The sequence below is a fragment of the Geodermatophilus amargosae genome, from assembly GCF_900116515.1.
GTDB classification, from domain to species: domain Bacteria; phylum Actinomycetota; class Actinomycetes; order Mycobacteriales; family Geodermatophilaceae; genus Geodermatophilus; species Geodermatophilus amargosae.
Window position 1 is genome coordinate 171,152 of the sequence record NZ_FPBA01000007.1, and the last position, 24,689, is coordinate 195,840.

The window sequence follows — 24,689 nt, forward strand, 5'->3', positions numbered from 1 at the left end:
GTCCTCCTCGGCGGGGGTACTCCGGGCAGCGTGGCACGGGGGCCGGAGTCCCGCACGCCTACGCTTCTGCTGCCCGCCGTCGCGGGCGGATCAGAGGAGGTGCGCCCGTGACCGACACCCGCCCAGGGACGCCACCAGGGCCGCCGCTGCCCGCCACGCGACCCGCCGGGGTCCCACGCCGCACCGCCACGCGAGCCGCTGGCGCCGACGCGATCGTCGACTGCGCCGTCTACGTCGACGGCCGCCGCGAGCCGCCGATCGACCCGGGCGAGGCACTGGCCGCCGCCTCCGAGCGCGGTGGCTTCGTGTGGCTGGGCCTGTTCGAGCCGACGGAGGCCGAGCTCGGCGCGATCGCCGAGCACTACGGGCTGCACCCGCTCGCGGTGGAGGACGCCGTCTACGCCCACCAGCGACCGAAGCTCGAGCGCTACGACGACGACCTGTTCATGGTGCTCAAGACGGCGCGCTACGTGGAGCACGAGCAGCTGACCGCGACCAGCGAGGTGGTGGACACCGGTGAGGTGATGGTGTTCCTCGGCTCGAACTACGTGATCACCGTGCGGCACGGCGAGCACGGGGACCTCGCCGACCTGCGGCACCGGATGGAGGAGGAGCAGCGCGACCTGCTCTGCCTGGGCCCGGCCGCGGTCCTCTACGCGGTGGCCGACCTCGTCGTCGACACCTTCGTCGAGGTCGTGGCCGCGGTGCAGGACGACGTCGACGAGCTCGAGGCGTCGGTCTTCAGCCCGGAGCGCACCGACGACATCGGCCGGCTCTACCAGCTCAAGCGCGAGCTGATGTCGCTGCGGCGGGCGGTCGCGCCGCTGGAGGTGCCGCTGCAGAAACTGGCCGAGCGCCAGGTCGACGCCGTCCCCGACCCGATGCGCTCGTACTTCCGCGACGTACAGGACCACGCCATCCGGGTGCGCGACCAGCTCGGCGGACTCGACGAGCTGCTGTCCTCGATCCTGCAGGCCTCGCTGGCGCGCACGACGATGGCCGACAACGAGGACATGCGGAAGATCTCCGCATGGGCCGGGATCATCGCGGTCCCGACCGCGATCGCCGGGATCTACGGGATGAACTTCGAGTTCATGCCCGAGCTCGAGTGGCGCTACGGCTATCCGCTGGTGCTGTTGATCATCGTCACCGCCTGCGTCCTGCTCTACCGCGGCTTCAAGCGCAACGGCTGGCTGTAGCGCGCCTCGGGGGCTGGCATAGGAAGCAATCCGCACGTATCGGTTGCCCGAACATGCGCATAGCGTCCTTTGCCTCAGCGGTTCCAGCTCCGGTGTGGACTCGTCCGCGGCATCCACAGGTGCGCTGACGCCGGCCCGCGACAGCTGGGGAGCCGTCACGGTCGGCGGATGCAGTGGCGTGAGCACATCACCGAGGTCATCAGCCAGCACGGCGGCATCGCCAGCCGCCAGGAGTTGCTGGTCCAGGTGCCGGCAACGGTGCTGGACGGGTTCGTGGGCCGCAGGTCGCTCACGCGCTTGTTCCCGCACGTGTACTGCCTCAGGAACCAGCGGTTGGACGACCATCTGCTGCTGCGTGCGGCCCTTCGCCACGCCGGACCTGGCGCCGCCCTCAGCCACACGTCCGCGCTCGCGGTCTGGGGCGTCATCGACCTCCGTCGTCCGGTGCACCTGACCGTCGACCAGTCCGTCCGTCGCGCTGGGAGCCCTGAGCTCGTGGTCCACCGCCGTCTTCGTTTCCACGCCGAGACGCCGCAGTGCGTCGTCCGGCACGGGCTGCTCGTCACCGAGCCAGCGCGCTCAGTGGTCGACTCGTGGCCGCTGCTGCCGATCGGCGACCGCCGGCCCCTCCTGTTGGACGCGGCACGACGTCGGCTCGTGACCGCACCCGAGCTGAGCCACGCGCTCGCCGAGCGTCCGAACGTCGCAGGTCACCGCACCTTGGCGCAGGCGATCGATCTCGTGCACGACGGCTGCGAGAGCGAGCTCGAGGCGCTGGGTGTGCTCGGGGTCTTCCGCCACAGGTCGATGCCGCCGAGCATCGGCCAGTACCGACTGCGGCTGCCGGACGGTGGGATCCGGCTGGACCGAGCATGGCCCGAGGTCAAGCTGGCGGTCGAACTGGACGGCGCACGCCACCACACGTCTCCCGAGGACCGGCGCAGGGACCTGGCGCGGGACACCGCACTGGCGGCACACGGCTGGGTCGTCCTCCGCTTCACGTACGCCGACGTCCGGCGGGACCCTGATGGTGTGCGCAGGCGGGTCCTGGAGGTCTACCGGATGCGCGCCGCCCAACTGCACGTCAGCTGACCCTCGACGGCGAGGCAGAGGAAGCTATCCGCACGTCTCGGGACTCAATACGTGCGGATAGCTTCCTATGCCTCAGGGCTTGGCGGCTACGACGGCGTCGTAGACGGTGCGGCGGGACAGGCCGGTGCGGGTGACGACGGCGCGGATCGCGTCCTTGCGGGTGGCGCCCGCCGCCTCCTCCCCCGCCACGAGCGCGGCCAGCTCGGCCGGCGAGAGCTCCACCGGCTCCGGCGAGGCGCCCGCGACGACGAGGGTGATCTCCCCGCGCACGCCGTCGGCGGCCCACTCCGCGAGGTCCGACAGCGGCCCCCGCCGGACCTCCTCGTGCGTCTTGGTCAGCTCCCGGCACACGGCGGCCTCCCGCGCGGACCCGAACGCGGCCGCGGCGTCGGCGAGCGCGTCGGCCAGCCGGTGCGGCGACTCGAAGAAGACCATCGTGCGGCGCTCGTCGGCCAGCGCGGTCAGGCGGGACCGCCGCTCCCCGCCCTTGCGCGGCAGGAAGCCCTCGAAGCAGAACCGGTCCACCGGCAGTCCCGAGACCGCGAGCGCGGTGACCACCGCCGACGGCCCGGGCACCGAGGTGACGTCGACGCCGGCGTCGATCGCCGCCCGCACCAGCGTGTACCCGGGGTCGGAGACCGACGGCATGCCGGCGTCGGTGAGCAGCAGGACGGTCGCCCCGTCGGCGAGGGCGGCCATCAGCCCGGGCAGCCGCGCGCGCTCCACCGACTCGTGGAAGGTGACCACCCGCCCGGTCAGCGTGACCTCGAGGTCGCCGGCCAGCCGGTGCAGGCGGCGGGTGTCCTCGACGGCCAGGACGTCGGCCGTCGCCATCGCCTGCCGCAGCCGCGGGCCGACGTCGCCGGGCTGGCCGAGGGGTGCGCCACCGAGCACGAGCCGTCCCGTCACGGCGACGAGCCTGTCACGCCGGGGTGCGCGGCCTGCCCACATACCCTGAGGCGTATGGCGGTCCTGGCTCCCGAGCGCACGGAGGCCGGGCCGCCGCGGGAGGACCTCACGCCCCGCCCGCCGCGCCGCTGGCCCGCGCCGCGGCCGCGGGTGGACCGCGCTCCCCCGCTGCCGGCCGACCGGCTGCTGTCGTGGGTGCTGGCCGCGGTGCTCGGCGTCGCGGCGCTGGTCGGCCGGCTGGTCGGCATCACCTATCCCGACACGCTGCTGTTCGACGAGGCCTACTACCCGCCCGAGGCGCACGACCTGCTCGTCTGGGGCCACGAGTACAACCGCGGCTACACGTTCATCGTCCACCCGCCGCTGGGCAAGTGGCTGATCGCCGCCGGTGAGCAGGTGTTCGGCTACACCAGCCTCGGCTGGCGCTTCCCGTCCGCGGTGGCCGGCGCGCTGGCCGTCGTGCTGCTCGCCCGGCTGGGCCGGCGGCTGACCGGCTCGACGTGGCTCGGCCTGGTGGCCGGGCTGCTGCTGGCCCTCGACGGGTTCGCCTTCACCGTCTCCCGGATCGGCCTGCTCGACGTCTTCCTGCAGGTCTTCGTGCTCGGCGCGGTCGCCTGCCTCGTCGTCGACCGCGACCGGGTGCGCGCCCGGATCTCCGGCTCGCAGCCGGTGCCGGCCGGCGGGTTCCGCCTCGGTCCCCGGGGCTGGCGCATCGCCGCCGGCCTCCTCTTCGGCTGCGCCTGCTCGGTCAAGTGGAGCGGCGTCTACTTCCTGGCCTTCTGCGCGGTCCTGTCATTGTTCTGGGAGCGCTCGGCCTGGCGGGCGGCCGGCGTCGCCGACCCGACGGTGACCACCCTGCGCCGCGGACTGCCCGGCGCCACCTGGGCGCTGGCCGCCGTCCCGGTGCTCACCTACGTCGCGAGCTTCGCCGGGTGGTTCCTCGGCGAGACGGCGCAGGGCCGCTGGTGGGCGCAGCGCAACCCGGAGACCGCCTTCCCGTGGATCCCCGACGCGCTGCGGTCGTGGTGGCACATGCACGTCGAGTGGTGGACGTTCCACAACGGCCTGTCGACGCCGCACCCGTGGGAGTCCGGGCCGTGGACGTGGCTGGTGAACGGCCGGCCGATCCTGCTGTGGAACCCGCAGGGCCTCACCGACTCCGCGGGCGACCAGGTCATCCGCTACATCCTCATGGTCGGGACGCCGACCCTCTGGCTGGCGTTCGCGCCCGCGCTGGCCTGGGTCCTGTGGCGGATCGTCGCCCGCCGCGACCCCGCCGCCGTCCTGGTCGCCGTCCTCGTGACCGCGGGCTGGGGCACCTGGTTCCTCAACCCCGAGCGCACGATGTTCGTCTTCTACATGGCGCCGGTGCTGCCGTTCTTCGTGCTCGGCGTGACCCTCGTGCTGCAGGACGTCCTCGGTCACCCGGACGCGCCGGCCTGGCGGCGGACCGCCGGGCTGGCCGCGGTCAGCGCCTACGTCGCCGTCGTGGCCGGCACCTTCGCGTTCTTCTACCCGGTGCTCGCCGGCCGTCCGCTGTCGCACGCCGAGTGGCTGCTGCGGATGTGGTTCCCGTCGTGGTTCTGAGGTCGCCGGTCCCCCGGTAGGGGGTCGGGACGTGCGCCGCGGACGGACCGCACGAGCAGCGGGTCGGGGGTCCCGACGACGTCGTCGCGGCGGCCGTCGTAGGCGGGCCCCCACAGGAGGGACCGCACCGCCTCCAGCCGCGCGCGCGGCTCGTCGTTGGCGCCCACCACCGTCCAGGGTGCCGACGGCGCCGACGTCGCGGCGAGCACCGCCTCCTCGGCGGCCGTATCGGCGTCCCAGCGGTCGAGGACGGCGAGGTCGGCGGGCGTGAGCGACCAGCCGCTGCGGCGCAGGGCCAGCCGCGTGCGCTGCTCGCCGCGCGTCACGGAGAGCCACAGCTTGACCAGGCGCAGGCCGCCGGCCACGAGCAGCTGCTCGGACGCGGCGACCGCGCGCAGGTCGTCGCCGGGGCCGGTCTCGACCGCCGGCCGGCCGTACCAGGACCGGTCGAACAGCACGACCTCGCCGGCGCCCGGCAGGGCGGACAGGGACAGCCGCACGGGCGCGGACGGGCTCGCCGGCGCCACCACCCGGGTGCAGCGCGGGTCCAGGTGCTCGGTGACCGTCCGGACCAGCCCGTCGGTGCCCGCGGCCTCGCGGCCCTCGAGGACGACCGCCACCCGCTGCCGGGTCGCCCCCGCCCACCGCTGCAGCTTGAGCAGCTCGACCTGCAGCCGCAGCTCCTGCAGTTGGTACTCCGCGTCGTCCAGCAGCTCGGCGTGCGGGTGGTCCTCGCGCCACGTCTCCGGCCGCCGTCCCGGCACGGCCGACCGGCCCGGGGACCACCGGCCGGCGCCCGCGTCCGCACCGGGGCGCGGCCGCGGGACGGGCGCCGCGGAGCGGTGCACCCCGGGCACCGGCGGGACGTCGGGCACCGGCAGCCGCAGCAGCTCCAGCGGCGCCCACACCACCCGCGGCGCCCCGGCCAGGTCGACCCGGACCCGGGCCCGGCAGCGGCCCGCGCCGTCGTGGCGCCAGCCGAGCAGCCCGGCGGGGTGCCAGGCGCCGTCGAGGTACAGCTCCGCGGGCTGCGGCTGGACCAGGGAGGCGACCCGGTGCTCCTCCCCTGCCATGCCCGGGACGCTAGGAGGCGCGACGGCGCGTCCCGGTCAGGCGGGATGACGAAGTCGCGCCGCCGTCGCTGTCGATCCCCGCCGTGTCGGACCCAGCCCCGGTCGCCCCCGGCCTCGCGAACGACGGACGCCGCCGGGGCGGGTGCCCCGACGGCGTCGGTCGTGCGGTCTGGGTGGAGCTGAGGGGATTCGAACCCCTGACCCCCTCGATGCGAACGAGGTGCGCTACCGGACTGCGCCACAGCCCCTGACTGCGGGGACGAGACTACCGCCCGCGACCCGGGTGCCACCGGCGGGGTGGCACCCGGGGGTGGCCTCCCTGCAGGGGCCCACCGCGAGCCTGCGAGCGGAGGGGGCAGGGAGGTCCTCACTCAGCCGTTGACCACCCGCGGCTGGTAGAGGTCGATGTCGGCGAACCCGATGTCGTCGTCGTCCAGGGCGACGACGGCGCTGTCCTGCCAGCCGGCCGGCACCGGGCGGGCGGCGACGACACGGGCCGGGCGCAGCGGGTGGACCGGCGCCAGCGGCAGGCTCGGGTGCGGCAGGCCGACGGTGTGGTGCACCGGCTCCTCGGCGGCCTCCTCGGCGGCGACCGGCTCCACGACGACCGACCGGGCCACCAGCGGCTCGGCCACACGGGGCGCGGGTCGCGGCGTCAGGCGGGCGGCGGCACGGGCGGCGCGACGGGCGGCGGCGCGCTCTCGGCGGGCCGCGGCGCGCAGCACCACCAGGTAGCCGACCAGCGCGACGTCGAGCAGCCCCTGGGCCACCCACAGCCACGGCGTGAGGGTCAGCGCACCGGCCAGCGCCAGCAGCGTCAGCGCCACCAGCCCGGCCAGCGTGCGCCGCCGGACGGCGTGCACGTCGATCCGCAGCTCACCGCTCTGGCGGAGGAACTCGCGGTCCACCGACACCCGCTCCGTCTCGGCCGAGCGGACCGGGTCACTCCCCCGCCGGCGCTGCAGCGTACGGCCCGGAGTGACCTCCGCACGGGTCGTCGAGGAGTCGCCGCGCGTCACCACCATCGGCACCAGCACGACGAACCACAGCACGACCAGCGCGGCCAGCAGGACGCCCGACCCCATCGAGAACACCACCCGTCACACGAGTCACTTGCCGCGGGAGGTTATGCAGGTCGGGGACCCGATCGAGGGAGGCGCGCGGCGTGTCGCGCGAGTGTCGTGTGACTGGAGTGACCGGGGCGGCAGCGTGTCGACATGGCGCCGGACGGACCCCCGGCGGCAGCGTGCTAGACGCGGGGCGAGCGGGAGGCCCAGACGGCGAGCACGCCCCGCGGGGAGTCCTCGGCCAGCAGCGCGTAGGACAGGTGGTCGCGCCAGTCGCCGTCGATGTCCAGGTAGCGGCGCAGCAGCCCCTCGCGGGAGAAGCCGAGCCGCTCGACGAGGCGCTGGCTGGGCCCGTTCTCCGGGCGGATGTCGGCCTGCAGCCGGTGCAGCCCGCCGGGGCCGAAGGCGTGGTCGCACACCAGCGCCACCGCCAGTGACGCCATCCCCCGCCCGGCCACCGAGCGGTCGACCCAGTAGCCCAGCGACCCCGACCGCAGGGCGCCGCGGACGATGTTGTCCACGGTCACCTGCCCGGCCAGCCGGCCCTCGACCCGCACGGCGAAGGGCATCGACGTACCCGCCCGCGCCCGCCGGGCGACCGAGCGGCGCATGAGGCGGTAGGCGGCCGGGGTGTGCCGCACCGACCAGGCCACTCCCGCCGTGGGCTCCCACGGCCGCAGCCAGGACTCGTTGGCCAGCCGCAGCCGGCTCCACTCGGCGGCGTCGCCCCGCCGCAGCGGGGCGAGCTCGACGGGTCCGTACGCCAGCCGGGCCGGCCAGCCCGGGTGCTGCACCGGGTCCAGGTCAGCCGCCCAGCAGCAGGGGCATGACCGTCACGAGCCCGCCCTCGGCGACCTCGGTGACGTCCTCGTCCACGACGATCAGGCAGTTCGCCCGCGCCATCCGTGCCAGCATCGCCTCGTCGCCGTCGCCGAGCGGCTCGACGACGTAGCCGCCGTCGGGGTGGCGCATGACCTGGCCGTGCAGGTATTGCCGGTAGCCCAGCGGCGAGAGCAGCCGCTCGGCGCTGATCGCCTGCACGGTGCGGCGGAACAGCTGGCGCTTGCCCAGCATCGAGCGGATCGCCGGGCGGACGAAGACCTCGAAGGACACCAGCGCGGCCACCGGCTCGCCAGGCACGCAGATGACCGGGACCCTGTCGCGGCCCAGCCGGCCGAAGCCCTGGACCGGACCGGGGTGCATCGTCACCTGACGGAAGCGCATCGGCCCGAGCTCGGCGAGCACCTCCTGCACCATGTCGCCCTCGGTGGCGAACGTGCCGGCGATGAGCACCAGGTCGCTGCGCAGCAGCTGGCTCTCCAGCACCTCGCCCAGCCGGCGGCGCTCGGTGGGCAGGATCCCCCACCGGTAGGCGGCCGCACCGGCGTCGCGGGCGGCGGCGGCCAGCGCGTAGGTGTTGACGTCGACGACCTGGCCGGGCGTGGGCTGCGCGGTGATGTCGACCAGCTCGCTGCCCGCGGAGAGGACGGCGACCCGCGGCCGCGGCCGGACCTGCACCCGGTCGCGTCCGACGGCGGCCAGCAGGCTGATCTGCGCCGGCCCGATGGGGGTGCCCAGGCGGACGGCGACGGTGCCGGGCGACACGTCGTCACCGGTCCGGCGCACGTAGCCGCCGGCCTCGGGCGCACCGTGGACCTGCACCCGGACCTCGCCGCGGTCGGTCCACACGGCCGGGACGACGACGTCGGCGCCGGTCGGCAGCATCGCCCCCGCGCCCACCTTCTGCGCGAGACCGGGCGCCAGCGCGGTCGGGCCGGCCGCCCCGGCGACGGACTCCCCCACCACGGCCAGCTCCACCGGCGCGTCGGGCGTGGCCGCGGCGACGTCCTCGGCCCGGGCGGCGTAGCCGTCCAGCGCGGCCTGGTCGAAGGCCGGCAGCGCGCGGGCGCTGACCACCTCCTCGGCGCACAGCAGGCCCTGGGCGTCGAGGACGGCGAGCTCGATCGGCTCCGGCTGCGGGACCGCGGCGAGGATCTCGTCGAGGTGCGTCTCGACCGTGCGCAGCACCGGCGTCTCGGGTTCGGGGGCCGGCGGGGGCGGGAGGACCGCGGCGCGGTCGATGGCGGCGGTGGCGTGCACCGGCAGCCGCGGGGACGTCGGGGGGTCCACGGTGGCCCCGCTGCGGAGGTCCAGCGCCATGGTCTCCCGAGCCATGGTGTCCCGAGCTGTGGCCTCCCGTGCCGTGGTGTCCCGCGCGCCGTGCGTGCCGTTCTCGCTCATCGCTGCGATCGTCCCCCCTGCGGGGAGCCGGTCAGGCCTGCGACGCGCCCTCGGCGGGCAGGTCGGCGACGAACTCGGTCAGCCAGGACCGCAGCGCGGGCCCGAGGTCCTCCCGCTCGCTGGCCAGCCGGATGACCGCCTTGAGGTAGTCGAGCTTGTCGCCGGTGTCGTAGCGGCGGCCGTCGAAGACCACGCCGTGCAGCGGGTGGCCGCGCTCGACCAGCGTGGCCAGCGCGTCGGTCAGCTGGATCTCCCCGCCGCGGCCGGGCGCGGTCTCGCGCAGCACCGCGAAGACCTCGGGGGCGAGCACGTAGCGGCCGATGATCGCCAGGCTGCTCGGCGCCTCGTCGACCGGCGGCTTCTCCACCAGGCCGGTGACCGTCACGACGCCCTGCTGGGAGTCCTCCTCGATCGCGACCGCGCCGTACTTGTCGATGTTCTCCCGGCCGACGTCGAGCAGCGCGATGACCGACCCGCCGTGCTCGGCCTGGACGGCGAGCATCTGCTCGAGCAGGTGGTCGCGGGCGTCGATCAGGTCGTCACCGAGCAGGACGGCGAAGGGCTCGTCGCCGACGAAGGCGGCCGCCTGCAGCACCGCGTGGCCGAGGCCGCGGGCCTCGCCCTGCCGGACGAAGTGGACCTGCGCGACGTCGGTGGACTGCTGGACGGCGGCCAGCCGGCCGGCGTCGCCCTTCTTCTCCAAAGCCGTCTCGAGCTCGGGGGTGCGGTCGAAGAAGTCCTCGATCGCGGCCTTGTTGCGGCCGGTGACCATGAGCACCTCGGCCAGGCCGGCGCGGGCGGCCTCCTCGACGATGTACTGCAGCGCCGGGCGGTCCACGACCGGCAGGAGCTCCTTGGGCACCGCCTTGGTGGCGGGGAGGAACCTCGTCCCCATCCCCGCGACGGGGATGACGGCCTTGCGCGCCGCACGCGGCGTCGGGGTCGACATGGGCGGGAGCCTAGCCAGAGCCCGCGGGGCGCCTCGCCGGCACCGGGCCCGGAGGATGCCTGCGGCACCGGCCCCGGGACGGGTCTCCGGCACTAATCTCCGGGGGTGACCTCCGCGCAGGGCGCCGAGCCCGCCAAGGCCGCGCTGCGCGAGGCACTCACCGCCCGGCGCGGGGCGCGGTCCCCCGCCGAGCGGGCCGCCGTCGCCGCCGCGGTGACCTCCGCGCTGCTGCAGCGCCTGGCCCGGGTCCGCGTGCTGGCCGCCTTCGCCCCCGACGAGACCGAGCCCGGGCACGGCCGGCTGCCGGCCGCCTACACCCAGCTCGGTGCGCGGGTGCTGCTGCCGGTCGTGCCCGAGGCCGGCGCCGAGCTGCGCTGGGCGGTCGACACCGGCCGGCTGGCGCCGGGCCGCTTCGGGCTCCCGGAGCCGGTCGGCCCGCGGCTGGGCCCGACCGCGCTCGGGACGGCCGACGTCGTCGTCGTGCCGGCGCTGGCCGTCGACCACCAGGGCATCCGGCTGGGCCGCGGCGGCGGCTACTACGACCGCGCGCTGGTGCACGCCCGGCCGGGCGCCGTCGTCGTGGCGCTGGTCTTCGACGACGAGTTCGTCGACCGGCTCCCGGCCCTCGAGCACGACCGCCCGGTGACCGCCGTCGTGACCCCGGCCGGCGGCTGGCAGGACCTACCCGCCGGTAGGTGACACGGTGGGCGGGCCGTCGACGCCGACGAGAGGAGCCGCTCGTGTCCCCGGAGATCGTCACGATCCTGGCGCTGGTCGCCATCTTCGCCATCGCCACGTTCCTGCCGATCAACATGGGCGCGCTGGCCTTCGTGGCCGCGTTCCTCGTCGGCACGCTGTCGGTGGGCCTGTCCACCGACGACATCCTCGGCGGCTTCCCCGCCGAGCTCGTGCTGACCCTGATCGGGGTCACCTACCTGTTCGCGATCGCGCAGAACAACGGCACGGTCGACCTGCTCGTCCGGGGCGCGGTGCGACTGGTCGGCGGCCACGTCGCCGCCATCCCCTGGGTGATGTTCTCCGTCACCGCCCTCCTGACGGCGATCGGCGCCCTCTCCCCCGCGGCGGTGGCGATCATCGCGCCGATCGCCCTCGGCTTCGCCGCCCGGCACGGGATCAACCCGCTGCTCATGGGCATGATGGTCATCCACGGCGCCCAGGGCGGCGGCTTCTCCCCGATCAGCGTCTACGGCGTCACGGTCAACGAGATCGTGGAGACCGAGGGCCTGCCGAACAGCGCCCTGGCGGTGTTCCTCGGCGCCCTGTTCTTCAACCTGGCGATCGCGGTGGTCCTCTTCGTCCTCCTCGGCGGACGCCAGCTCATCGGCCGCAAGGTCTCGACTGCCCCGACGGAGGCCGATCTGCACGCCGAGCACGGGCACGGACGCGGGCCCACGGTCCGCGGTCACGGCGCGGCGCCCGGTCCCGCCGTCGGCGGGGACGACGACCACGAGGACCACCCCGACCGCCCCCAGCCGGTCACCGTCGAGCAGGTCCTCACGCTGATCGGTCTGGCCGCGCTGGCGGTCCTGGCGCTGGTCTTCAAGCTGGACATCGGCTTCGTCGCGATCACCGTCGCCGTCGTCCTCGCGCTGTTCTCCGCCCAGCGGCACAAGGGCGCGGTCAGCCAGATCAGCTGGTCCACCGTCCTGCTCATCGCCGGCGTGCTCACCTTCGTCTTCGTGCTCCAGGAGGCGGGGACCATCGACTACGTCGGCGAGGCGGTCACCGGGCTCGGCGTCCCCCTGGTCGTGGCGCTGCTGCTGGCCTACATCGGCGGGGTGGTGTCGGCCTTCGCGTCGTCGACGGCGATCATCGGCGTGGCCGTGTCGCTCGCGGTGCCGTTCCTCCTCGCGGGCGAGATCGGCGCGGTGGGCGTGATCGTGGCACTCTCCGTCGCCTCGACGATCGTCGACGTCAGCCCGTTCTCCACCAACGGCGCGCTGGTCCTCGCGGCCGCGCAGGACGTCGACAAGGACCGCTTCTACAAGCAGATCCTGGGTTACGCGACGATCGTCGTCGTCGTGGGACCCCTGCTCGCCTGGCTCGTGTTCGTCGTGCCCGGCTGGCTCTAGAGCTGATCGGAGCACCTCGTGACCGGACCACTCGACGGCGTCCTCGTCGTCGACCTGACCCGCGCCCTCGCCGGGCCGCACGCCGCGATGATGCTGGGCGACCTCGGCGCCCGGGTGATCAAGGTCGAGAACCCCGGCGGCGGGGACGACACCCGCGGCTGGGGCCCGCCGTTCGTGCAGCCGGACTCCGGCGACCGGGAGTCGACGTACTTCCTGTCGGCCAACCGCAACAAGGAGTCGGTCACCCTCGACCTGAAGGACGACGGCGACAAGGAACTGCTCCGCGAGCTGGTCCGGCGCGCCGACGTGCTCCTGGAGAACTTCCGCCCCGGGACGCTGGAGCGCCTCGGCTTCGGCACCGCCGTGCTGGCCGACCTCAACCCGCGGCTGGTCACGCTGTCGATCAGCGGCTTCGGTCACGACGGCCCCGAGGGCGGGCGGGCCGGCTACGACCAGATCGCCCAGGGCGAGGCCGGGCTCATGTCGCTGACCGGCCCGGGCCCGGACGACCCGCAGCGGGTCGGCGTCCCGATCGGCGACCTGCTCGCCGGCATGTACGGCGCCTACGGCGTGCTCGCCGCGCTGATGGAGCGCGAGCGGACCGGCCGCGGCCAGGTGGTGCGCACGTCGCTGCTGGCCGCCGTCGTGGGCGTGCACGCCTTCCAGGGGACGGCGTGGACGGTGGGCGGCCAGGTCGGCCGGGCGCAGGGCAACCACCACCCCTCGATCGCGCCGTACGGCCTGTTCCACTGCAAGGGCGGCAGCGTGCAGCTGTCCTGCGGGTCGGAGGGGCTGTGGCGGCGGCTGTGCGCCGAGTTCGGCCTCGACGCCGAAGCGCCGGGCCTGGCCACCAACGGCGAGCGCGTGGGCAACCGGCAGCAGGTGATCGAGCTGCTCGAGCGCACCTTCGCCGACGTCGAGCCCGAGACGCTCCTCGCCCGGCTGGCCGCCGCGGGCGTCCCGGCGGGCAAGGTCCGCACGATCGACGAGGTCTACGGCTGGGACCAGACGCTGTCGCAGGGGCTGCTGGTCGACGTCGAGCACGCCACGCTGGGCCGGCTGCAGCTGCCCGGCCCGCCGCTGCGCTTCTTCACCGCCGGTCCCGACGGCGAGACCGAGACCACGCGCCGCGAGCACGCGGCTCCCCCGGTGCTGGGCGGCTCGGACGCCGAGATCCGCGCCTGGCTAGGGCGGTGAGTCCCCGGCTCGACGCCCGGACGCTGCGCGACCTCGTCCTCGACCCCGGCTCCTGGACCAGCTGGGACGCGCCGGTCGGCCCGCGCGACGTCGATCCCGCCTACGCCGCCGAGCTGCGCGCCGCCGCTGAGCGCAGCCGGCAGGACGAGGCCGTCGTCACCGGCGAGGGCCTGCTGCGCGGCCGGCGGGTGGCCGTCATCGCCGGGGAGTTCGGCTTCCTCGCCGGCTCCATCGGGGTGGCGACGGCGGAACGGCTGGTGTCGGCCGTCGAGCGGGCCACCGACGAGGGGCTGCCGCTGCTGGCCGCGCCGGTGTCGGGCGGCACCCGCATGCAGGAGGGCACGGTCGCCTTCCTGCAGATGATCGGCATCACCGCGGCGATCGCCCGGCACAAGGCCGCCGGCCTGCCCTACCTCGTCTACCTGCGCGACCCGACCTTCGGCGGCGTGCTGGCCTCGTGGGGGTCGACCGGGCACGTGACGATCGCCGAGCCCGGCGCCGCGGTCGGCTTCCTCGGCCCGCGGGTGTACGAGGCGCTCTACGGGGAGCCGTTCCCCGCCGGCGTGCAGACCTCCGACCACCTCGCCGAGCTCGGGCTGATTGACGCCGTCGTGCCGCACGAGGACGTCGCCGACCTCGCCGACCGGGCGCTGAGCGTGCTCTCGGCCCGGCGCACGTGGCACGTCGACGTCCGTGACGCCGATCGGCCCCGCCCCGAGGACGGCACCGAGGCCGACGACCCCGAGGACGGCCGCGAGGCGTGGGACGTCGTCACCTCGTCGCGGCGGCGGGACCGGCCGGGCGTGCGGCGGCTGCTGCGGACGGCGGCCACCGACGTCGTCGGGCTGTCGGGCACCGGTGCCGGCGAGAAGGATCCCGGCCTGCTGCTGGCGCTGGCCCGCTTCGGCGGCGCGCCGTGCGTCGTCCTCGGGCAGGACCGGCGGGGGCAGGTGCTGTCGGCGCCGCTGGGTCCGGCCGCGCTGCGCGAGGCCCGGCGGGGCATGCGGCTGGCCGCCGAGCTGCACCTGCCGCTGGTCACGCTGATCGACACCCCGGGGGCGGCGCTGTCGGTGGAGGCCGAGGAGGGCGGGCTGGCCGCGGAGATCGCCCGCTGCCTGGAGGACCTGGTGACGCTCAAGGCGCCGACGCTGGCGGTGCTGCTCGGCCAGGGCACCGGCGGTGGCGCGCTGGCGCTCGTCCCGGCCGACCGGGTGCTCGCCGCGGCCAACGGCTGGCTCGGCCCGCTGCCGCCGGAGGGCGCCTCGGCGATCGTGCACCGCACCGTCGACCGGGCGCCGGAGATGGCGGCCGCGCAGGGCGTGCGAGCGACCGACCTGTGGCGGGCCGGGATCGTCGACCGCGTCGTCCCCGAGCGGCCCGACGCCGCCGACGAGCCGGTCGAGTTCTGCCGCCGGCTGGGGCGGGTGCTGGGCGAGGAGCTGGCCGGGCTGCTGGGCCGCGACGACGCCGAGCGGCACCGCAGCCGCCTGCACCGCTACCGCCGCCTGGGCCGGTAGCCGAGGAGTTCGAGCGATCGGCACCTCACGGCCCCGTCCGGAGGCTCGCCCCGAGCGTGCGAGGGGTGAGTGGGACGGGGTCCTTCAGCAGGCCGCGGCGGCCGCCGGCGCGAGGCCCCACGCGGCGGCGACGAGCTCCAGGCTGCGCACCCGCTCGCCGACACCGTGGGTGGACGCCGACAGCATCAGCTCGTCGGCCCCGGTGGCGGCGGCCAGCTCACGCAGCTCCGCGGCCACCTGCACCGGGTCCCCGACGACGGCGTTGCTCGGCATCCCCTCGGCGGCCGCGCGCTCGGGGTCGACCTGGGCCTCCTCCAGGCTCGGCACCGGGCGCAGCCGGTTGGTGCGGATGGCCAGGCGCATGAGCCGGCCGGGCAGCGCGAGCCGGCGGGCCTCGTCCTCGGTGTCGGCGGCGAGCACGTTCGCCGTCACCACGGTGTGGGGCCGCTCGAGCACCGGCGAGGGGCGGAAGGACTCCCGGTACAGCTCGACGGCGGCCTGCACGTTCGGCCCGCCGAAGTGGTGCGCGAAGGCGAACGGCAGACCGAGCGCCCCGGCCAGCTGGGCGGAGAAGCCGCTCGAGCCCAGCAGCACGACCTCCGGCGCGGACGTCGGGGCGGGCGTCGCGGCGAAGTGCTCGGCCAGCCCGCCCTCGACCCGCCGGTCACCGAGCAGCCCCAGCAGGTCGAGCAGGTGCTGCGGGAAGTCGTCGGCGCTCAGGGCCGCCGGGTCGCGACGCAGCGCGATGGCGGTGTGCGCGTCGGTGCCCGGTGCGCGGCCGATGCCGAGGTCGATGCGGCCCGGGTGCAGCGCCTCGAGCAGGGCGAACTGCTCGGCGACGACGAGCGGCGCGTGGTTGGGCAGCATGACCCCGCCCGAGCCGACGCGGATCCGGTCGGTCACCGCGGCCAGGTGCGCGATGAGCACCGGCGGGCTGGTGCTGGCCACCGCAGGCGTGTTGTGGTGCTCGGCCACCCAGATGCGGGTGTAGCCGAGCCGGTCGGCGGCCTGCGCCACGCCGGTGGTGGCGGCCAGGGCGTCAGCGGTCGACTGCCCCGTGCCGACGGTGGCCAGCTCGAGGACGGACAGCGGCAGGGGCGCGGACTCGGACATCATCAGCGGCAACACCGCCGGGACCTCCCCGGCTTCCCGGAGGGGGCCCTGTGCGTGATCCCGGCGTCGACGCCCTGCTCGCCGCCTCGGAGCACCCGATGGCCGATCCCGTCCAGCGGCTGCGCGCGGCCCTGCTCGGCGGCGTCGACGGGCTCACCGAGCACGTCACGTGGCGCTCCCCGACGTTCGTGCACGGCGGCGTGGACCGGATGACGGTGGACCGGATGACGGTGGACCTGTCGCGGGCCGACCGGGCGGTGCTGGTGTTCCACCGCGGCGCCCGGGTGCGCTCGGACGCCTTCGCCTCCGCCGACCCCACCGGCCTGCTGGAGTGGAGGGGACCCGACCGCGCCCTGGTCACCCACACCGACGCCGCGGCGCTCGGCGCCGCCGTCCCGGTGCTGACCGGGCTGGTCCGGGACCGGGTGCGCGCCTAGCAGGGAGCCCTGGCGTCGCCCCCGTGGGCGACCCGGCGGCTGCTGTCGGGGTCCAGCACCTCGACGACGGTCTCGAGCACCTCGCGCAGCGACTCGGTCTGCTCGGGGGTCAGCGGGTCGAACAGCGCGGCGCGGACGGCGTCGACGTGCCCGGGCGCCACGCTGCGGACGAGGTCCCAGCCGGCGTCGGTGAGCACGGCGACGTTGCCGCGGCCGTCCTCGGCCGACCGCTCCCGGCGGACCCAGCCACGGTCCTCGAGCCGGGCGACGGTGTGCGAGAGCCGGCTCTGCGACTGGTTGGCCCTCCGCGCGAGGTCGCTCATCCGGCGGCTGCGACCGGGCGCCTCGGACAGCATCGCCAGGACGACGTAGGCGGCGTGGGAGAGGCCGGCGTCGCGCTGGAGCTGGGCGTCGAGCTCGCGCGGGAGCAGCTCGGCCAGGGTCAGCCAGGCCCGCCAGGTCCGTTGCTGCGTGTCGTCGAGCCAGCGCGCTGTCACGGCGGCGACGGTACCGGCGCGTCGTCACCCGGATGCGCTGTCCGCCACCTGACCAGGTGGTACGCACTGTGAGCGGTCGACCACCGCATGACACCTGTCGGGGGGATGGGTGACACCCGCAGGGACTGTGAGCTGATCAACCGTTGACGCTCCGTCACCGGAACCTGAGGGTGTCCTGCGGCCGGATCGACCGGCTGACCACTGAACGGAGACCTCGTGCCCCACGGCCAGACGCCCGCACCCAGCCCCGCCGGCGGCCGACGCGACGCCTTCGCCCCCCTGCTCGACAACCCCCTCGCCGCGGTCTTCCGGGAGCACGACCGCGCGGGTGTGGCCACGCACGGCGTCCCCACCGGCGGCGCCCCCGAGCCGGTCACCGTCTACGACGACGGCGTCCCGCGGGTGAACCTGGGCAGCAACAACTACCTCGGCCTGGCCGGCGACCCCCGCGTGGTCGAGGCCGCCGTCGACGCCGTCCGCCGCTTCGGCACCAGCACCTCGGGCAGCCGCGTGCTCAACGGCACCACCCGGCTGCACCTGCAGCTGGAGGAGGAGCTGGCCGACCACTACGGCGTCGAGGCGGCCGTGCTCACCTCGTCGGGCGTCAACGCCAACGTCGCGCTGCTCTCCACCGCCGGCGGCCCCGGCGACGCCCTGCTCGTCGACGCGCACGCCCACGCCAGCGTGCACGCCGGGGCGGCCGCCAGCCGCGGCACCGTCGTCCGCTTCCGGCACAACAGCCTGGAGTCGCTGGCGCAGCGGCTGGACCGGCTCGACCCTCGGGCCGGCGCGGTCGTCGTCGTCGACGGCGTCTACTCGATGACCGGCGAGACCGCCCCGCTGGCCGGGCTCGCCGAGCTGTGTGCCGCGTACGGCGCCCGCCTGGTGATCGACGAGGCGCACGGCCTCGGCGTCCTCGGCGAGCGGGGCCGGGGCGCGGCCGAGCACTGCGGCGTCCTCGACCGGGTCGACGCCGTGACGCTCGCCTTCAGCAAGTCCCTGGCCAGCGTCGGCGGTGCGGTGCTGACGTCGAGGGCCGTGGCCGACGGCATCCGCGCCAGCGCCATGCCCTACGTCTTCAGCGCCGCGAACGAGCCGGCCGGCGTCGGGGCGGCCCTCGCGGCGTTGCGCGTCCTCCGCGCGGAGCCCGAGCGCCGCGACCGGCTGCGGGAGAACGGCGCCCGGCTGCGCGTCGAGCTCTCGGTGGCCGGCGCCCCGCCGCTGCCCGGCAGCGGTGCGGTGGTCGCCGTCCCGACCGGCAGCGACGAGGCGACCGCCGCGGCGTGGCGCGCCGCCTACGAGGCCGGCGTCTACTGCAACGCCGTCGCCTACCCGGCCGTGCCGCGTGGCCAGGGCGTGCTGCGGCTGTCGGTGATGGCCACGCACACCGCCGAGCAGTTGCAGGCCGCCGCGGGCACGGTGGCCGCGGCCGTCCGGTCGACGCGGGACGTGCAGGCTCCCGAGCGGCGGCTCGGCGGGCGGCTCGCCGTCGCCTGACCGCTCAGGCCGTCAGGGGCGCGGCGACCAGGCCGGGGCCGCGGTCACGCGGGCACGCCCGCGGCGACCCGGCCGAGCCGCTCGAGGTCGGCCCGCAGCCCCGCCGTCCGGTCGCGGTGCGCGGGCAGCAGGAGCGCCGCGACCCGCTCGATCGCCGCCGGCATGCCGGTGAGGTCGTAGCGCTGCTCGACGCGGGTGCCCGTGGCGGTGGGCGTGAGCGTGACCCGCCACTGCGTGCGGTCGCGGTACGGCCCGCCCGGGACCGTGCACCAGGCCAGCAGCCGTCCCGGGTCGACCTCGGTGACCTCGCAGGTGCGCGCCCACCGCGACCACCCGGAGCGGTTCCAGCCGCGGAAGCGGGCGCCGGGCGCGACCTGCGAGGAGCCGGGGAGCCAGGCCGCCCGGACGCACTCGCCGCTCCACTCCCCCACCCGGGTCGGGTCGGCGAGCACCGCCCACACCGCCCCGGGCGGCGCCTCGACGTCCACCGACACCGCCACCGACGGCGGGATGCGCAGGCTCACGGGCGGGATCCTGGCACCGACCGGCCCTCGCCGGGAGGACCCGCGGCGCCGGTCAGCGCGGGGTCGCGGCTCCCGGGCGGAACGGCGCGCCGTGCCCCGGGACGACCAGCGTGGCGAGGTCGAGCACCCGCTCGCGCTGCTGCCGCAGCTGCTCGCGGTCGGGGGCGTAGGGGTCGTCGGCGGGACCCTCGCCGGTCCACCACAGGTGGGTCAGCGCGACGACGTCGTCGGGGGTGCCCACCAGCGTCGTCACGTCCTGTGGGGTGTGCCCGGGCGTGGCCAGCAGCCGCACCGACGGCGTCAGCTCCACCCCCTCGGCCGGGCGGCGGGTGAAGACGTCGCCCTCGATGACCGACTGGAAGTCGTGCACCGGGACCACCGGGAACAGCGCGATGTTCACGGTGTGGTCGAGGTGGTGGTGGCTGACCACGACGTCGGTGACGTCGCCGGGCGCCACGCCCAGGTCGTGCAGCGGGCGCAGCAGCAGGTCCCGGTCGGCCACCATCCCGGGGTCGACGACGACCACCCGTCCGGCGTCGCGGACCAGGCTGACCGTGCCCGCGACGTGCGGCAGGCGGGCGTAGCCCTCGAGGAGGACGTCGACGCGGGCGGTGCGGGCGAGGTCGGCCATGCGCTGGACCGTAGGGCGGCCACGGGCCCCCCGCAGGAGGGCGACGCCACGCGGATCACGTGGACGGCGGGCCGGAGCCTGGCGCATGATTGGCAGTCGAGGGTCCTGAGTGCCAGCCGCCGCCGGCGCCGGACCCACCCGACCCCGCTCGACCAGGAGTGCCACGCCGTGCCCACGTACCAGTACGTCTGCACCAACCCCGAGGGCAAGCACCAGTTCGAGGTGGTGCAGTCCTTCACCGACGCGGCCGTGGCCGAGTGTTCGACCTGCGGCGCCCCGGTGCGCAAGGTCTACGGCTCGGTCGGCGTGGTCTTCAAGGGCTCGGGCTTCTACCGCACCGACAGCCGGTCCGGCTCCTCGGCCGGCGAGACGGCGAAGATCCCCGCGTCGTCGGACTCGTCGTCGTCCTCGAGCTCCGCCTCGTCGCCGTCGCCGTCGCCGTCGAAGGCCAAGGAGTCCACCGGCAGCACGTCGTCCTCCTCCAGCGGCGGCAGCAAGGCCGCCGGCAGCTGAGCCCCGGCCGTCCACAGCCGGACGGCCGCTCCACAGCTGCTCCGCTCCGCACCCCCCGGTGCCGCCCGGCGGCGAGGCTGGGCCGGTGGTCCGCCTCCGCCGTCCCCGCTCTCCCGCCACCCTGCTGCGCCGGTGCCTCGCGGCGGCGCTCGCCGTCGGCGCCCTCGTGCTCGCCCTGCGCCCGCCGCCGGTGCCGGCCGCGGCGCTCCCCACCGGCACCCCGGTGGTCACCGCCGCCGCCGACCTGCCGGCGGGCACCGTGCTCACCGCGGACCTGCTGACGGCGGCGGAACTGCCGGCCGCGGCGGTCCCCGCCGGGACGGCCACCGAGCCCGCGGCGCTGGACGGCCGCGTGCTCGCGGCGCCGCTGCGGGCCGGCGAGCCGGTCACCGACGTCCGCCTGCTCGGGCCGGGCCTGACGGCCCTGCTGCCGCCGGGTCAGGTCGCCGCGCCCGTCCGGCTGGCCGACCTCGCCGTCGCCGGGCTGGCCGCGGCCGGGGACCGGGTCGACGTGCTCGCCACCGCCCCGGGTGCGGCCCGGGCCGAGGTGGTCGCCTCCGGCGCGCTGGTCCTGGCCGCACCCGGCGGCGAGGGCGACGGCGGCGTCGACGGCGACGACCCGGGCGGTGGCGGGCTGCTCGTGCTGGCCGTGGACGAGGCCACGGCCGCCACTCTGGCCGCTGCGGCCACCACCGCCACGCTGACGTTGAGCCTGCCGGGCGCCGCGTGAGGGGATGGCCGCGAGCTCAGGGGATCCGAGGACTTCGTGCTGCGCGGCAACGTCGGGGAACTGACGGTCGCGGTCGTCGTCGGCGCGGCGTTCACCGCGGTCGTCGCCGCGTTCACCGACTCGTTCCTCACCCCGCTGATCGGCCTGGTGACCGGCGGCGGCGGGGTGGGCGGCGCGTTCGTGGTCGGCGGCGAGACGTTCACCTACGGGGCGTTCGTCAGCCAGGTGATCACGTTCCTGCTGCCCGCGGCGGTCGTCTACTCCCTCGTGGTGCTGCCGATGACGCGGCCCGCCGAAGGCCGTCGGCGGGGCGCGGAGGCCGGGCCTGCGGCGCCCACCGAGGTCGAGCTGCTGGCCGAGGTCCGCGACCTGCTGCGTGCCCAGCAGGCCGGCGTCCCCGGCGGTCCGCCGACCCGCTAGTCGCTGCCCCAGTGCGGCGGGCGGTCCTCGAGATAGCGCCGGTCGGGGTCGTCGGGCCGCTCGCCCCAGCCGACGTCGCGGTCGTCGGGCGCCCGCTCCGCCGGGCCCGCCGGTGCCGGGTCGGGAGCGGGGACCTCGGCCACCGGCACGCCGAGCCCCTCGATCACCTCGGCGGTCGGCAGCCCGGCCAGGACGGCCCCGGGCACCGCGATCTTGGCCCCGCGGGTCCCCGAGCCGACGACGACGAGGTCGGCGGCGGCCACCGCGGCGTCGACCAGCACCGGCCAGGACGCCGGCAGGCCGATCGGCGTGATCCCGCCGTAGGCCATCCCGGTCTCGGCGACGGCGACGTCCTGCGGTGCGAACGACGCCTTGCGGGCCCCCAGGTGCCGGCGGACCAGCCCGTTGACGTCGGCGCGCGTGGTGGCGAGGACGAGGCAGGCGACGAGGGTGGTCTGCCCGGCCCGCCGGGCGGCCACGACGACGCAGTTGGCCGACGCCTCGGGCGGCACGCCGTAGGCCTCGGTGAACGCCGCGGTGTCGGCCAGCGCGTCGTCCACCGGCGCCACCCACGCCGGGCCGGACAGGCCGTGCAGGGCGGCCGCGACCGGGTCGCCGAGCAGGTCCGGCCGCGCGGCGGCGGGCTCCCAGGTCAGCGAGCCGAGGACGGGAGGCTGGTCGAGGGGGTCCGGCACGCCTGCGATCCTGCCCGGTGGCCGGATCCGCGCGATCGTCGGCCTGATCCCCGGCGGTGCCGACGGCCGGTCCCGGTCAGGATGGGGACCATGATCGGTCAGTTGCACTCCGTCGTGATCGACGCGCCGGACGCACACGCGCTCGCCACCTTCTACGCCGAGCTGCTGGGGCTGGAGGTGAGCAGGGGCGGCCCCGGCGACGACTGGGTCGTGGTCAGCGGCCAGGGACACCGGCTGGCGTTCCAGCAGGCGCCGGATCTCGTGCCGCCGGACTGGCCCGATCCGCAGCGCCCGCAGCAGTTCCACCTCGACGTCTACGTGCCCGACGTCGACGAGGCCGAGCCGAAGGTGCTGGCGCTCGGTGCGCGGAAGCTGCCCGGCGGTGGAGGCGACTTCCGCGTCTACGCCGACCCCGTCGGCCACCCCTTCTGCCTGGTGTGGGACGCGTGAGCGCCGAGCTGCCCGGCGTCGACCGGTCCTCGAGCAGCGCCTTCGTCGCCGCCACCGGCTTCGACGTCGGCGAGATCAGCGGCACCCGGGTCACCGGCACCGTCGAGCTCGGCCCCGACCAGCACACCCCGTGGGGCGTCGTGCACGGCGGCGTCTACTGCGCGGTGATCGAGTCGGCGGCCTCGATCGGCGCCAGCGCGGCCGTGGCCGACCGCGGCCAGTTCGCCGTCGGGGTGAACAACAGCACCGACTTCCTGCGGCCGGTCACCGCCGGGCGGGTCGACGTCGTCGCGGAACCGGTGCAGCAGGGCCGCACCCTGCAGCTGTGGCTGGTGCAGCTGACCCGCGAGGACGGCAAGCTCGTCGCCCGCGGCCAGGTGCGCCTGCAGAACGTGCCGCTGCCCGGGGCGTGAGCGGGCGCGCCGCACGGGCGGCGGTCGCCGCGGTCGCGGTGGCCGCCGCCCACGGCATCCGGTGTGACGCCCCGCGGGTGCTGCACGACGGGGTGAACGCCGTCGTGCACCTGACTCCGGCACCGGTGGTGGCCCGGGTCGCCACCCTGACGCCGCTGCTGCGCCCCGACCCGGCCCGCCCCTTCGGGCGGGAGGTCGCTCTGGCCGCGGCCCTGGCGGGCGCCGGTGCCGCCGTCGTCCCGCCGAGCGACCTGCTGCCGCCGGGACCGCACGTGCACGACGGGCTGACGCTCACCTACTGGACGCACGCCGAGGTCCTGCCGCGGACGCCGACGCCGGCCGAGGTGGCCGCTGAGCTCGCCGCGCTGCACGAGGTCCTGGCCGCTCTGCCGGTGTCCGGGACCCCGCTGGACACCCCGCTCGACGACCTGGCCGTGTTCGCCGAGCGCGCCGGCGACTGGGGCGTCGGGCCCGCCGTCCGCGCGCGGGTGGCCGAGCGGCTCGACGCCCTCCGTCCCCGGCTCGGCGGACCCGCGCAGGCGCTGCACGGCGACGCGCACCCCGGCAACCTCCTGGCCACGCCCGGCGGCTGGCGCTGGACCGACCTCGAGGACACCTGCACCGGTCCCGCCGCGTGGGACCTCGCCTGCCTGAGGCTCACCTCCCGGCTCGACGGCCGGGCGGCGCTCGACGCGACGGACGGTCCCTCCGACGCGGAGCTCGCGCCCTGGCTGGAGCTGCGCCGGCTGCACGCGCAGGCCTGGACGACCGTGGTGAGGACAGCTGTCTTCGAGCCCTGAACGGCCCCCTGCAGGGTCCCGCCGCGAGCCTGCGAGCGGTGGGGAGCAGGGGGTCCTCTGATCACACCAGGGGCAGCGCGGGCTCCCGGTAGGTGGTGCCGGCCAGCGACGGCGGCAGCACGTCGGGGTCGATCACCACGGAGAACAGCGCCCGCGGGTCCTGCAGCGTGGCCGGGGGGCGGGCCGCCGCGCGGGGCACCACGCGGTCCCAGCGGGCCGGGCGGCGGTGCGGCAGGAGCTCACGGCCGTCGAAGTGGTAGTCGCCCATCACCTCGCCCACGAGCAGGCCGGCGCCGTGCTCGATGGGCAGCGCCACCGGGTCACCGGGGCGGATCTCGTCGAGGAACGCCGACAGCTGGCGCAGGTCCTTGCTCGGCCGCCGTCCTGAGATCTCCTTGGCCAGCGCCCGCAGCTCGGCCGGTGACAGGCCGGTGGCGTCGACGTCGATCCCCGACTGGGTGCCCAGGCCGACGACACCCGCGGCCAGGCACGCGCCGAGCTCGTTGTGCGCCCGCGGCCGCGCCACCCACACCCGTGTCCCCTCGGGCTCGGGAGCCGGCGGGACGTCGTCGGAGCCGGGCCACAGGTAGGGCAGGTCGTCGGGCTCGCTGCCGAACAGGGGCTGGAAGAGCGGCCGGTAGAAGTCCGGGTCCTTGGCCAGCAGGTTGGACCGGTGGGACAGGTGCAGCGCGTCGTCGCCCACCCAGGAGGGCAGCAGGCCCGCGCGGGCCATCTCCTCCTGGGAGGCGCCCTCGACGTCGGGGGCGAACTCGGCGATCAGCGTGTGCGTGCTGTCGGCGAACCCGCGCTCGCGCCAGACCCGCACCATGGCCAGGCCGTAGACCACCAGCGCCGCCGTCCGCCCGCGCCACATGTGCACGACCGGGTGCGAGGCCCACCCGTAGTCGGGCAGCTCGAGCGCGCGCAGCACCTGCAGGGTCTCCACGCGCTGCTTGCCCAGCCGCGGCGAGTCCAGCAGCCGCGCGCTCTCCACGAAGTCGGTCACCGGCAGGAAGGTCTGCATCGCAGGCCTACCTGCCCGTGC

At 75.9% G+C, this 24,689-nt stretch carries 26 protein-coding genes, 1 tRNA gene and 1 pseudogene; 15 read left to right on the top strand and 13 right to left on the bottom strand.

Going from position 1 to position 24,689, the window contains the following annotated elements; translation table 11 throughout:
- The first annotated feature begins 107 nt into the window (after positions 1-107).
- Together corA and BM414_RS12250 are read left to right on the top strand one after the other, a co-directional pair.
- Positions 108-1,199 carry a magnesium/cobalt transporter CorA gene (corA, locus tag BM414_RS12245; protein ID WP_175551568.1) on the top strand — a complete coding sequence of 364 codons (1,092 nt, stop codon included), beginning with the start codon at positions 108-110 and terminating at the stop codon, positions 1,197-1,199.
- A 168-nt stretch (positions 1,200-1,367) separates the two neighbouring features.
- A complete protein-coding gene (locus BM414_RS12250) occupies positions 1,368-2,291 on the top strand; it encodes a DUF559 domain-containing protein (protein ID WP_093579710.1) in 924 nt (307 codons plus the stop codon).
- A 72-nt stretch (positions 2,292-2,363) separates the two neighbouring features.
- On the opposite strand, the gene rsmI is transcribed toward BM414_RS12250, so the two are convergent.
- A complete protein-coding gene (rsmI, locus tag BM414_RS12255; protein WP_093579764.1) occupies positions 2,364-3,200 on the bottom strand; it encodes a 16S rRNA (cytidine(1402)-2'-O)-methyltransferase in 837 nt (278 codons plus the stop codon).
- 54 nt (positions 3,201-3,254) lie between these two features.
- Between rsmI and BM414_RS12260 the strand changes: the two genes are divergently transcribed.
- Complete coding sequence (locus tag BM414_RS12260; RefSeq protein WP_093579711.1) at positions 3,255-4,787, top strand: dolichyl-phosphate-mannose--protein mannosyltransferase; 1,533 nt, start codon at positions 3,255-3,257, stop codon at positions 4,785-4,787.
- Here BM414_RS12260 and BM414_RS12265 read toward each other — a convergent pair.
- The 6 genes from BM414_RS12265 to galU form a co-directional block, all read right to left on the bottom strand.
- Positions 4,712-5,860: a polyphosphate kinase 2 family protein gene (locus BM414_RS12265; RefSeq protein ID WP_093579712.1), complete on the bottom strand. Its 1,149-nt coding sequence runs from the start codon at positions 5,858-5,860 to the stop codon at positions 4,712-4,714. The genes BM414_RS12260 and BM414_RS12265 overlap by 76 nt on opposite strands.
- Positions 5,861-6,034: 174 nt before the next feature.
- Positions 6,035-6,108: transfer RNA gene (locus tag BM414_RS12270), tRNA-Ala, on the bottom strand.
- Between the two features lie 123 nt (positions 6,109-6,231).
- A complete protein-coding gene (gene sepX, locus BM414_RS12275; protein WP_093579765.1) occupies positions 6,232-6,945 on the bottom strand; it encodes a divisome protein SepX/GlpR in 714 nt (237 codons plus the stop codon).
- Between the two features lie 164 nt (positions 6,946-7,109).
- Positions 7,110-7,721, bottom strand: a complete 612-nt coding sequence (locus BM414_RS12280; RefSeq protein WP_175551569.1) for a GNAT family N-acetyltransferase — start codon at positions 7,719-7,721, stop codon at positions 7,110-7,112.
- 10 nt (positions 7,722-7,731) lie between these two features.
- Complete coding sequence (glp, locus tag BM414_RS12285) at positions 7,732-9,168, bottom strand: molybdotransferase-like divisome protein Glp (RefSeq protein ID WP_217644689.1); 1,437 nt, start codon at positions 9,166-9,168, stop codon at positions 7,732-7,734.
- A 31-nt stretch (positions 9,169-9,199) separates the two neighbouring features.
- Positions 9,200-10,117, bottom strand: a complete 918-nt coding sequence (gene galU / locus BM414_RS12290) for a UTP--glucose-1-phosphate uridylyltransferase GalU (protein ID WP_093579714.1) — start codon at positions 10,115-10,117, stop codon at positions 9,200-9,202.
- Between the two features lie 105 nt (positions 10,118-10,222).
- Here galU and BM414_RS12295 point away from each other — a divergent pair, with 105 nt between their 5' ends.
- Genes BM414_RS12295 through BM414_RS12310 form a run of 4 tightly spaced genes read left to right on the top strand, consistent with a single transcriptional unit; the run spans position 10,223 to position 14,924 of the window.
- The gene (locus tag BM414_RS12295; protein WP_093579715.1) at positions 10,223-10,816 is read left to right on the top strand and encodes a 5-formyltetrahydrofolate cyclo-ligase; all 594 of its coding nucleotides are present in this window, start codon (positions 10,223-10,225) and stop codon (positions 10,814-10,816) included.
- 41 nt (positions 10,817-10,857) lie between these two features.
- Positions 10,858-12,210, top strand: coding sequence for an SLC13 family permease (locus BM414_RS12300; RefSeq protein WP_093579716.1), 1,353 nt, complete (start codon positions 10,858-10,860; stop codon positions 12,208-12,210).
- Positions 12,211-12,228: 18 nt separating this feature from the next.
- On the top strand, positions 12,229-13,407 hold the full coding sequence (locus tag BM414_RS12305) for a CaiB/BaiF CoA transferase family protein (protein ID WP_093579717.1): 1,179 nt from the start codon (positions 12,229-12,231) through the stop codon (positions 13,405-13,407).
- A complete protein-coding gene (locus BM414_RS12310) occupies positions 13,404-14,924 on the top strand; it encodes a carboxyl transferase domain-containing protein (protein ID WP_093579718.1) in 1,521 nt (506 codons plus the stop codon). Before BM414_RS12305 ends, BM414_RS12310 begins: the two co-directional genes overlap by 4 nt.
- 84 nt (positions 14,925-15,008) lie before the next feature.
- Here the strand turns inward: BM414_RS12310 and BM414_RS12315 are convergent, their stop codons facing one another.
- Positions 15,009-16,052 carry an LLM class flavin-dependent oxidoreductase gene (locus tag BM414_RS12315; RefSeq protein ID WP_245784664.1) on the bottom strand — a complete coding sequence of 348 codons (1,044 nt, stop codon included), beginning with the start codon at positions 16,050-16,052 and terminating at the stop codon, positions 15,009-15,011.
- A 35-nt stretch (positions 16,053-16,087) separates the two neighbouring features.
- On the opposite strand from BM414_RS12315, the gene BM414_RS12320 reads away from it, so the two are divergent.
- Positions 16,088-16,474, top strand: a complete 387-nt coding sequence (locus BM414_RS12320) for a DUF1801 domain-containing protein (RefSeq protein WP_093579719.1) — start codon at positions 16,088-16,090, stop codon at positions 16,472-16,474.
- On the opposite strand, the gene BM414_RS12325 is transcribed toward BM414_RS12320, so the two are convergent.
- Positions 16,471-16,971: a MarR family winged helix-turn-helix transcriptional regulator gene (locus BM414_RS12325; protein ID WP_093579720.1), complete on the bottom strand. Its 501-nt coding sequence runs from the start codon at positions 16,969-16,971 to the stop codon at positions 16,471-16,473. The two genes, BM414_RS12320 and BM414_RS12325, sit on opposite strands and share 4 nt — an antisense overlap.
- 216 nt (positions 16,972-17,187) lie before the next feature.
- Here BM414_RS12325 and BM414_RS12330 point away from each other — a divergent pair, with 216 nt between their 5' ends.
- A complete protein-coding gene (locus tag BM414_RS12330) occupies positions 17,188-18,468 on the top strand; it encodes an aminotransferase class I/II-fold pyridoxal phosphate-dependent enzyme (protein WP_139245830.1) in 1,281 nt (426 codons plus the stop codon).
- 44 nt (positions 18,469-18,512) lie between these two features.
- Here the strand turns inward: BM414_RS12330 and BM414_RS12335 are convergent, their stop codons facing one another.
- Together BM414_RS12335 and BM414_RS12340 are read right to left on the bottom strand one after the other, a co-directional pair.
- Positions 18,513-18,992 (bottom strand): SRPBCC family protein, encoded by a 480-nt coding sequence (locus BM414_RS12335; protein WP_093579722.1) that lies wholly within the window; start codon positions 18,990-18,992, stop codon positions 18,513-18,515.
- A gap of 52 nt (positions 18,993-19,044) precedes the next feature.
- On the bottom strand, positions 19,045-19,623 hold the full coding sequence (locus BM414_RS12340) for an MBL fold metallo-hydrolase (protein WP_093579723.1): 579 nt from the start codon (positions 19,621-19,623) through the stop codon (positions 19,045-19,047).
- Positions 19,624-19,791: 168 nt separating this feature from the next.
- On the opposite strand from BM414_RS12340, the gene BM414_RS12345 reads away from it, so the two are divergent.
- From BM414_RS12345 to BM414_RS12355, 3 genes and pseudogenes are all read left to right on the top strand, one after another.
- Positions 19,792-20,136, top strand: a complete 345-nt coding sequence (locus BM414_RS12345; protein ID WP_093579724.1) for an FmdB family zinc ribbon protein — start codon at positions 19,792-19,794, stop codon at positions 20,134-20,136.
- An 85-nt stretch (positions 20,137-20,221) separates the two neighbouring features.
- Positions 20,222-20,866 (top strand): Flp pilus assembly protein CpaB, encoded by a 645-nt coding sequence (gene cpaB / locus BM414_RS12350; RefSeq protein ID WP_093579725.1) that lies wholly within the window; start codon positions 20,222-20,224, stop codon positions 20,864-20,866.
- Between the two features lie 33 nt (positions 20,867-20,899).
- Positions 20,900-21,286: pseudogene (locus BM414_RS12355) on the top strand (MscL family protein); the annotation flags it as partial.
- On the opposite strand, the gene BM414_RS12360 reads toward BM414_RS12355, so the two are convergent.
- The gene (locus tag BM414_RS12360; protein ID WP_093579727.1) at positions 21,283-21,981 is read right to left on the bottom strand and encodes a YbaK/EbsC family protein; all 699 of its coding nucleotides are present in this window, start codon (positions 21,979-21,981) and stop codon (positions 21,283-21,285) included. The pseudogene BM414_RS12355 and the gene BM414_RS12360 sit on opposite strands and share 4 nt — an antisense overlap.
- A 90-nt stretch (positions 21,982-22,071) precedes the next feature.
- On the opposite strand from BM414_RS12360, the gene BM414_RS12365 reads away from it, so the two are divergent.
- The 3 genes from BM414_RS12365 to BM414_RS12375 are packed head-to-tail and all read left to right on the top strand — an operon-like array spanning position 22,072 to position 23,644.
- Complete coding sequence (locus BM414_RS12365; protein WP_175551570.1) at positions 22,072-22,431, top strand: VOC family protein; 360 nt, start codon at positions 22,072-22,074, stop codon at positions 22,429-22,431.
- Positions 22,428-22,844 carry a PaaI family thioesterase gene (locus BM414_RS12370; RefSeq protein ID WP_217644690.1) on the top strand — a complete coding sequence of 139 codons (417 nt, stop codon included), beginning with the start codon at positions 22,428-22,430 and terminating at the stop codon, positions 22,842-22,844. The genes BM414_RS12365 and BM414_RS12370 overlap by 4 nt, the downstream gene beginning before the upstream one ends.
- Complete coding sequence (locus BM414_RS12375; RefSeq protein ID WP_093579729.1) at positions 22,841-23,644, top strand: phosphotransferase family protein; 804 nt, start codon at positions 22,841-22,843, stop codon at positions 23,642-23,644. Before BM414_RS12370 ends, BM414_RS12375 begins: the two co-directional genes overlap by 4 nt.
- Before the next feature lie 61 nt (positions 23,645-23,705).
- Here BM414_RS12375 and BM414_RS12380 read toward each other — a convergent pair whose 3' ends face one another.
- Entirely contained in the window at positions 23,706-24,668 is a 963-nt protein-coding gene (locus tag BM414_RS12380; RefSeq protein WP_093579730.1) for an MSMEG_6728 family protein, read from the bottom strand.
- Positions 24,669-24,689 lie beyond the last annotated feature (21 nt).

What these genes read in the sequence shown, in the direction of transcription:
- sepX (WP_093579765.1), bottom strand. Translation starts at nt 6,945, where the DNA reads ATGGGGTCGGGCGTCCTGCTGGCCGCGCTGGTCGTGCTGTGGTTCGTC.
- BM414_RS12260 (WP_093579711.1), top strand. Translation starts at nt 3,255, where the DNA reads ATGGCGGTCCTGGCTCCCGAGCGCACGGAGGCCGGGCCGCCGCGGGAG.
- BM414_RS12380 (WP_093579730.1), bottom strand. Translation starts at nt 24,668, where the DNA reads ATGCAGACCTTCCTGCCGGTGACCGACTTCGTGGAGAGCGCGCGGCTG.
- BM414_RS12365 (WP_175551570.1), top strand. Translation starts at nt 22,072, where the DNA reads ATGATCGGTCAGTTGCACTCCGTCGTGATCGACGCGCCGGACGCACAC.
- BM414_RS12250 (WP_093579710.1), top strand. Translation starts at nt 1,368, where the DNA reads ATGCAGTGGCGTGAGCACATCACCGAGGTCATCAGCCAGCACGGCGGC.
- BM414_RS12265 (WP_093579712.1), bottom strand. Translation starts at nt 5,860, where the DNA reads ATGGCAGGGGAGGAGCACCGGGTCGCCTCCCTGGTCCAGCCGCAGCCC.
- BM414_RS12340 (WP_093579723.1), bottom strand. Translation starts at nt 19,623, where the DNA reads ATGGCCGACCTCGCCCGCACCGCCCGCGTCGACGTCCTCCTCGAGGGC.
- galU (WP_093579714.1), bottom strand. Translation starts at nt 10,117, where the DNA reads ATGTCGACCCCGACGCCGCGTGCGGCGCGCAAGGCCGTCATCCCCGTC.
- glp (WP_217644689.1), bottom strand. Translation starts at nt 9,168, where the DNA reads ATGAGCGAGAACGGCACGCACGGCGCGCGGGACACCACGGCACGGGAG.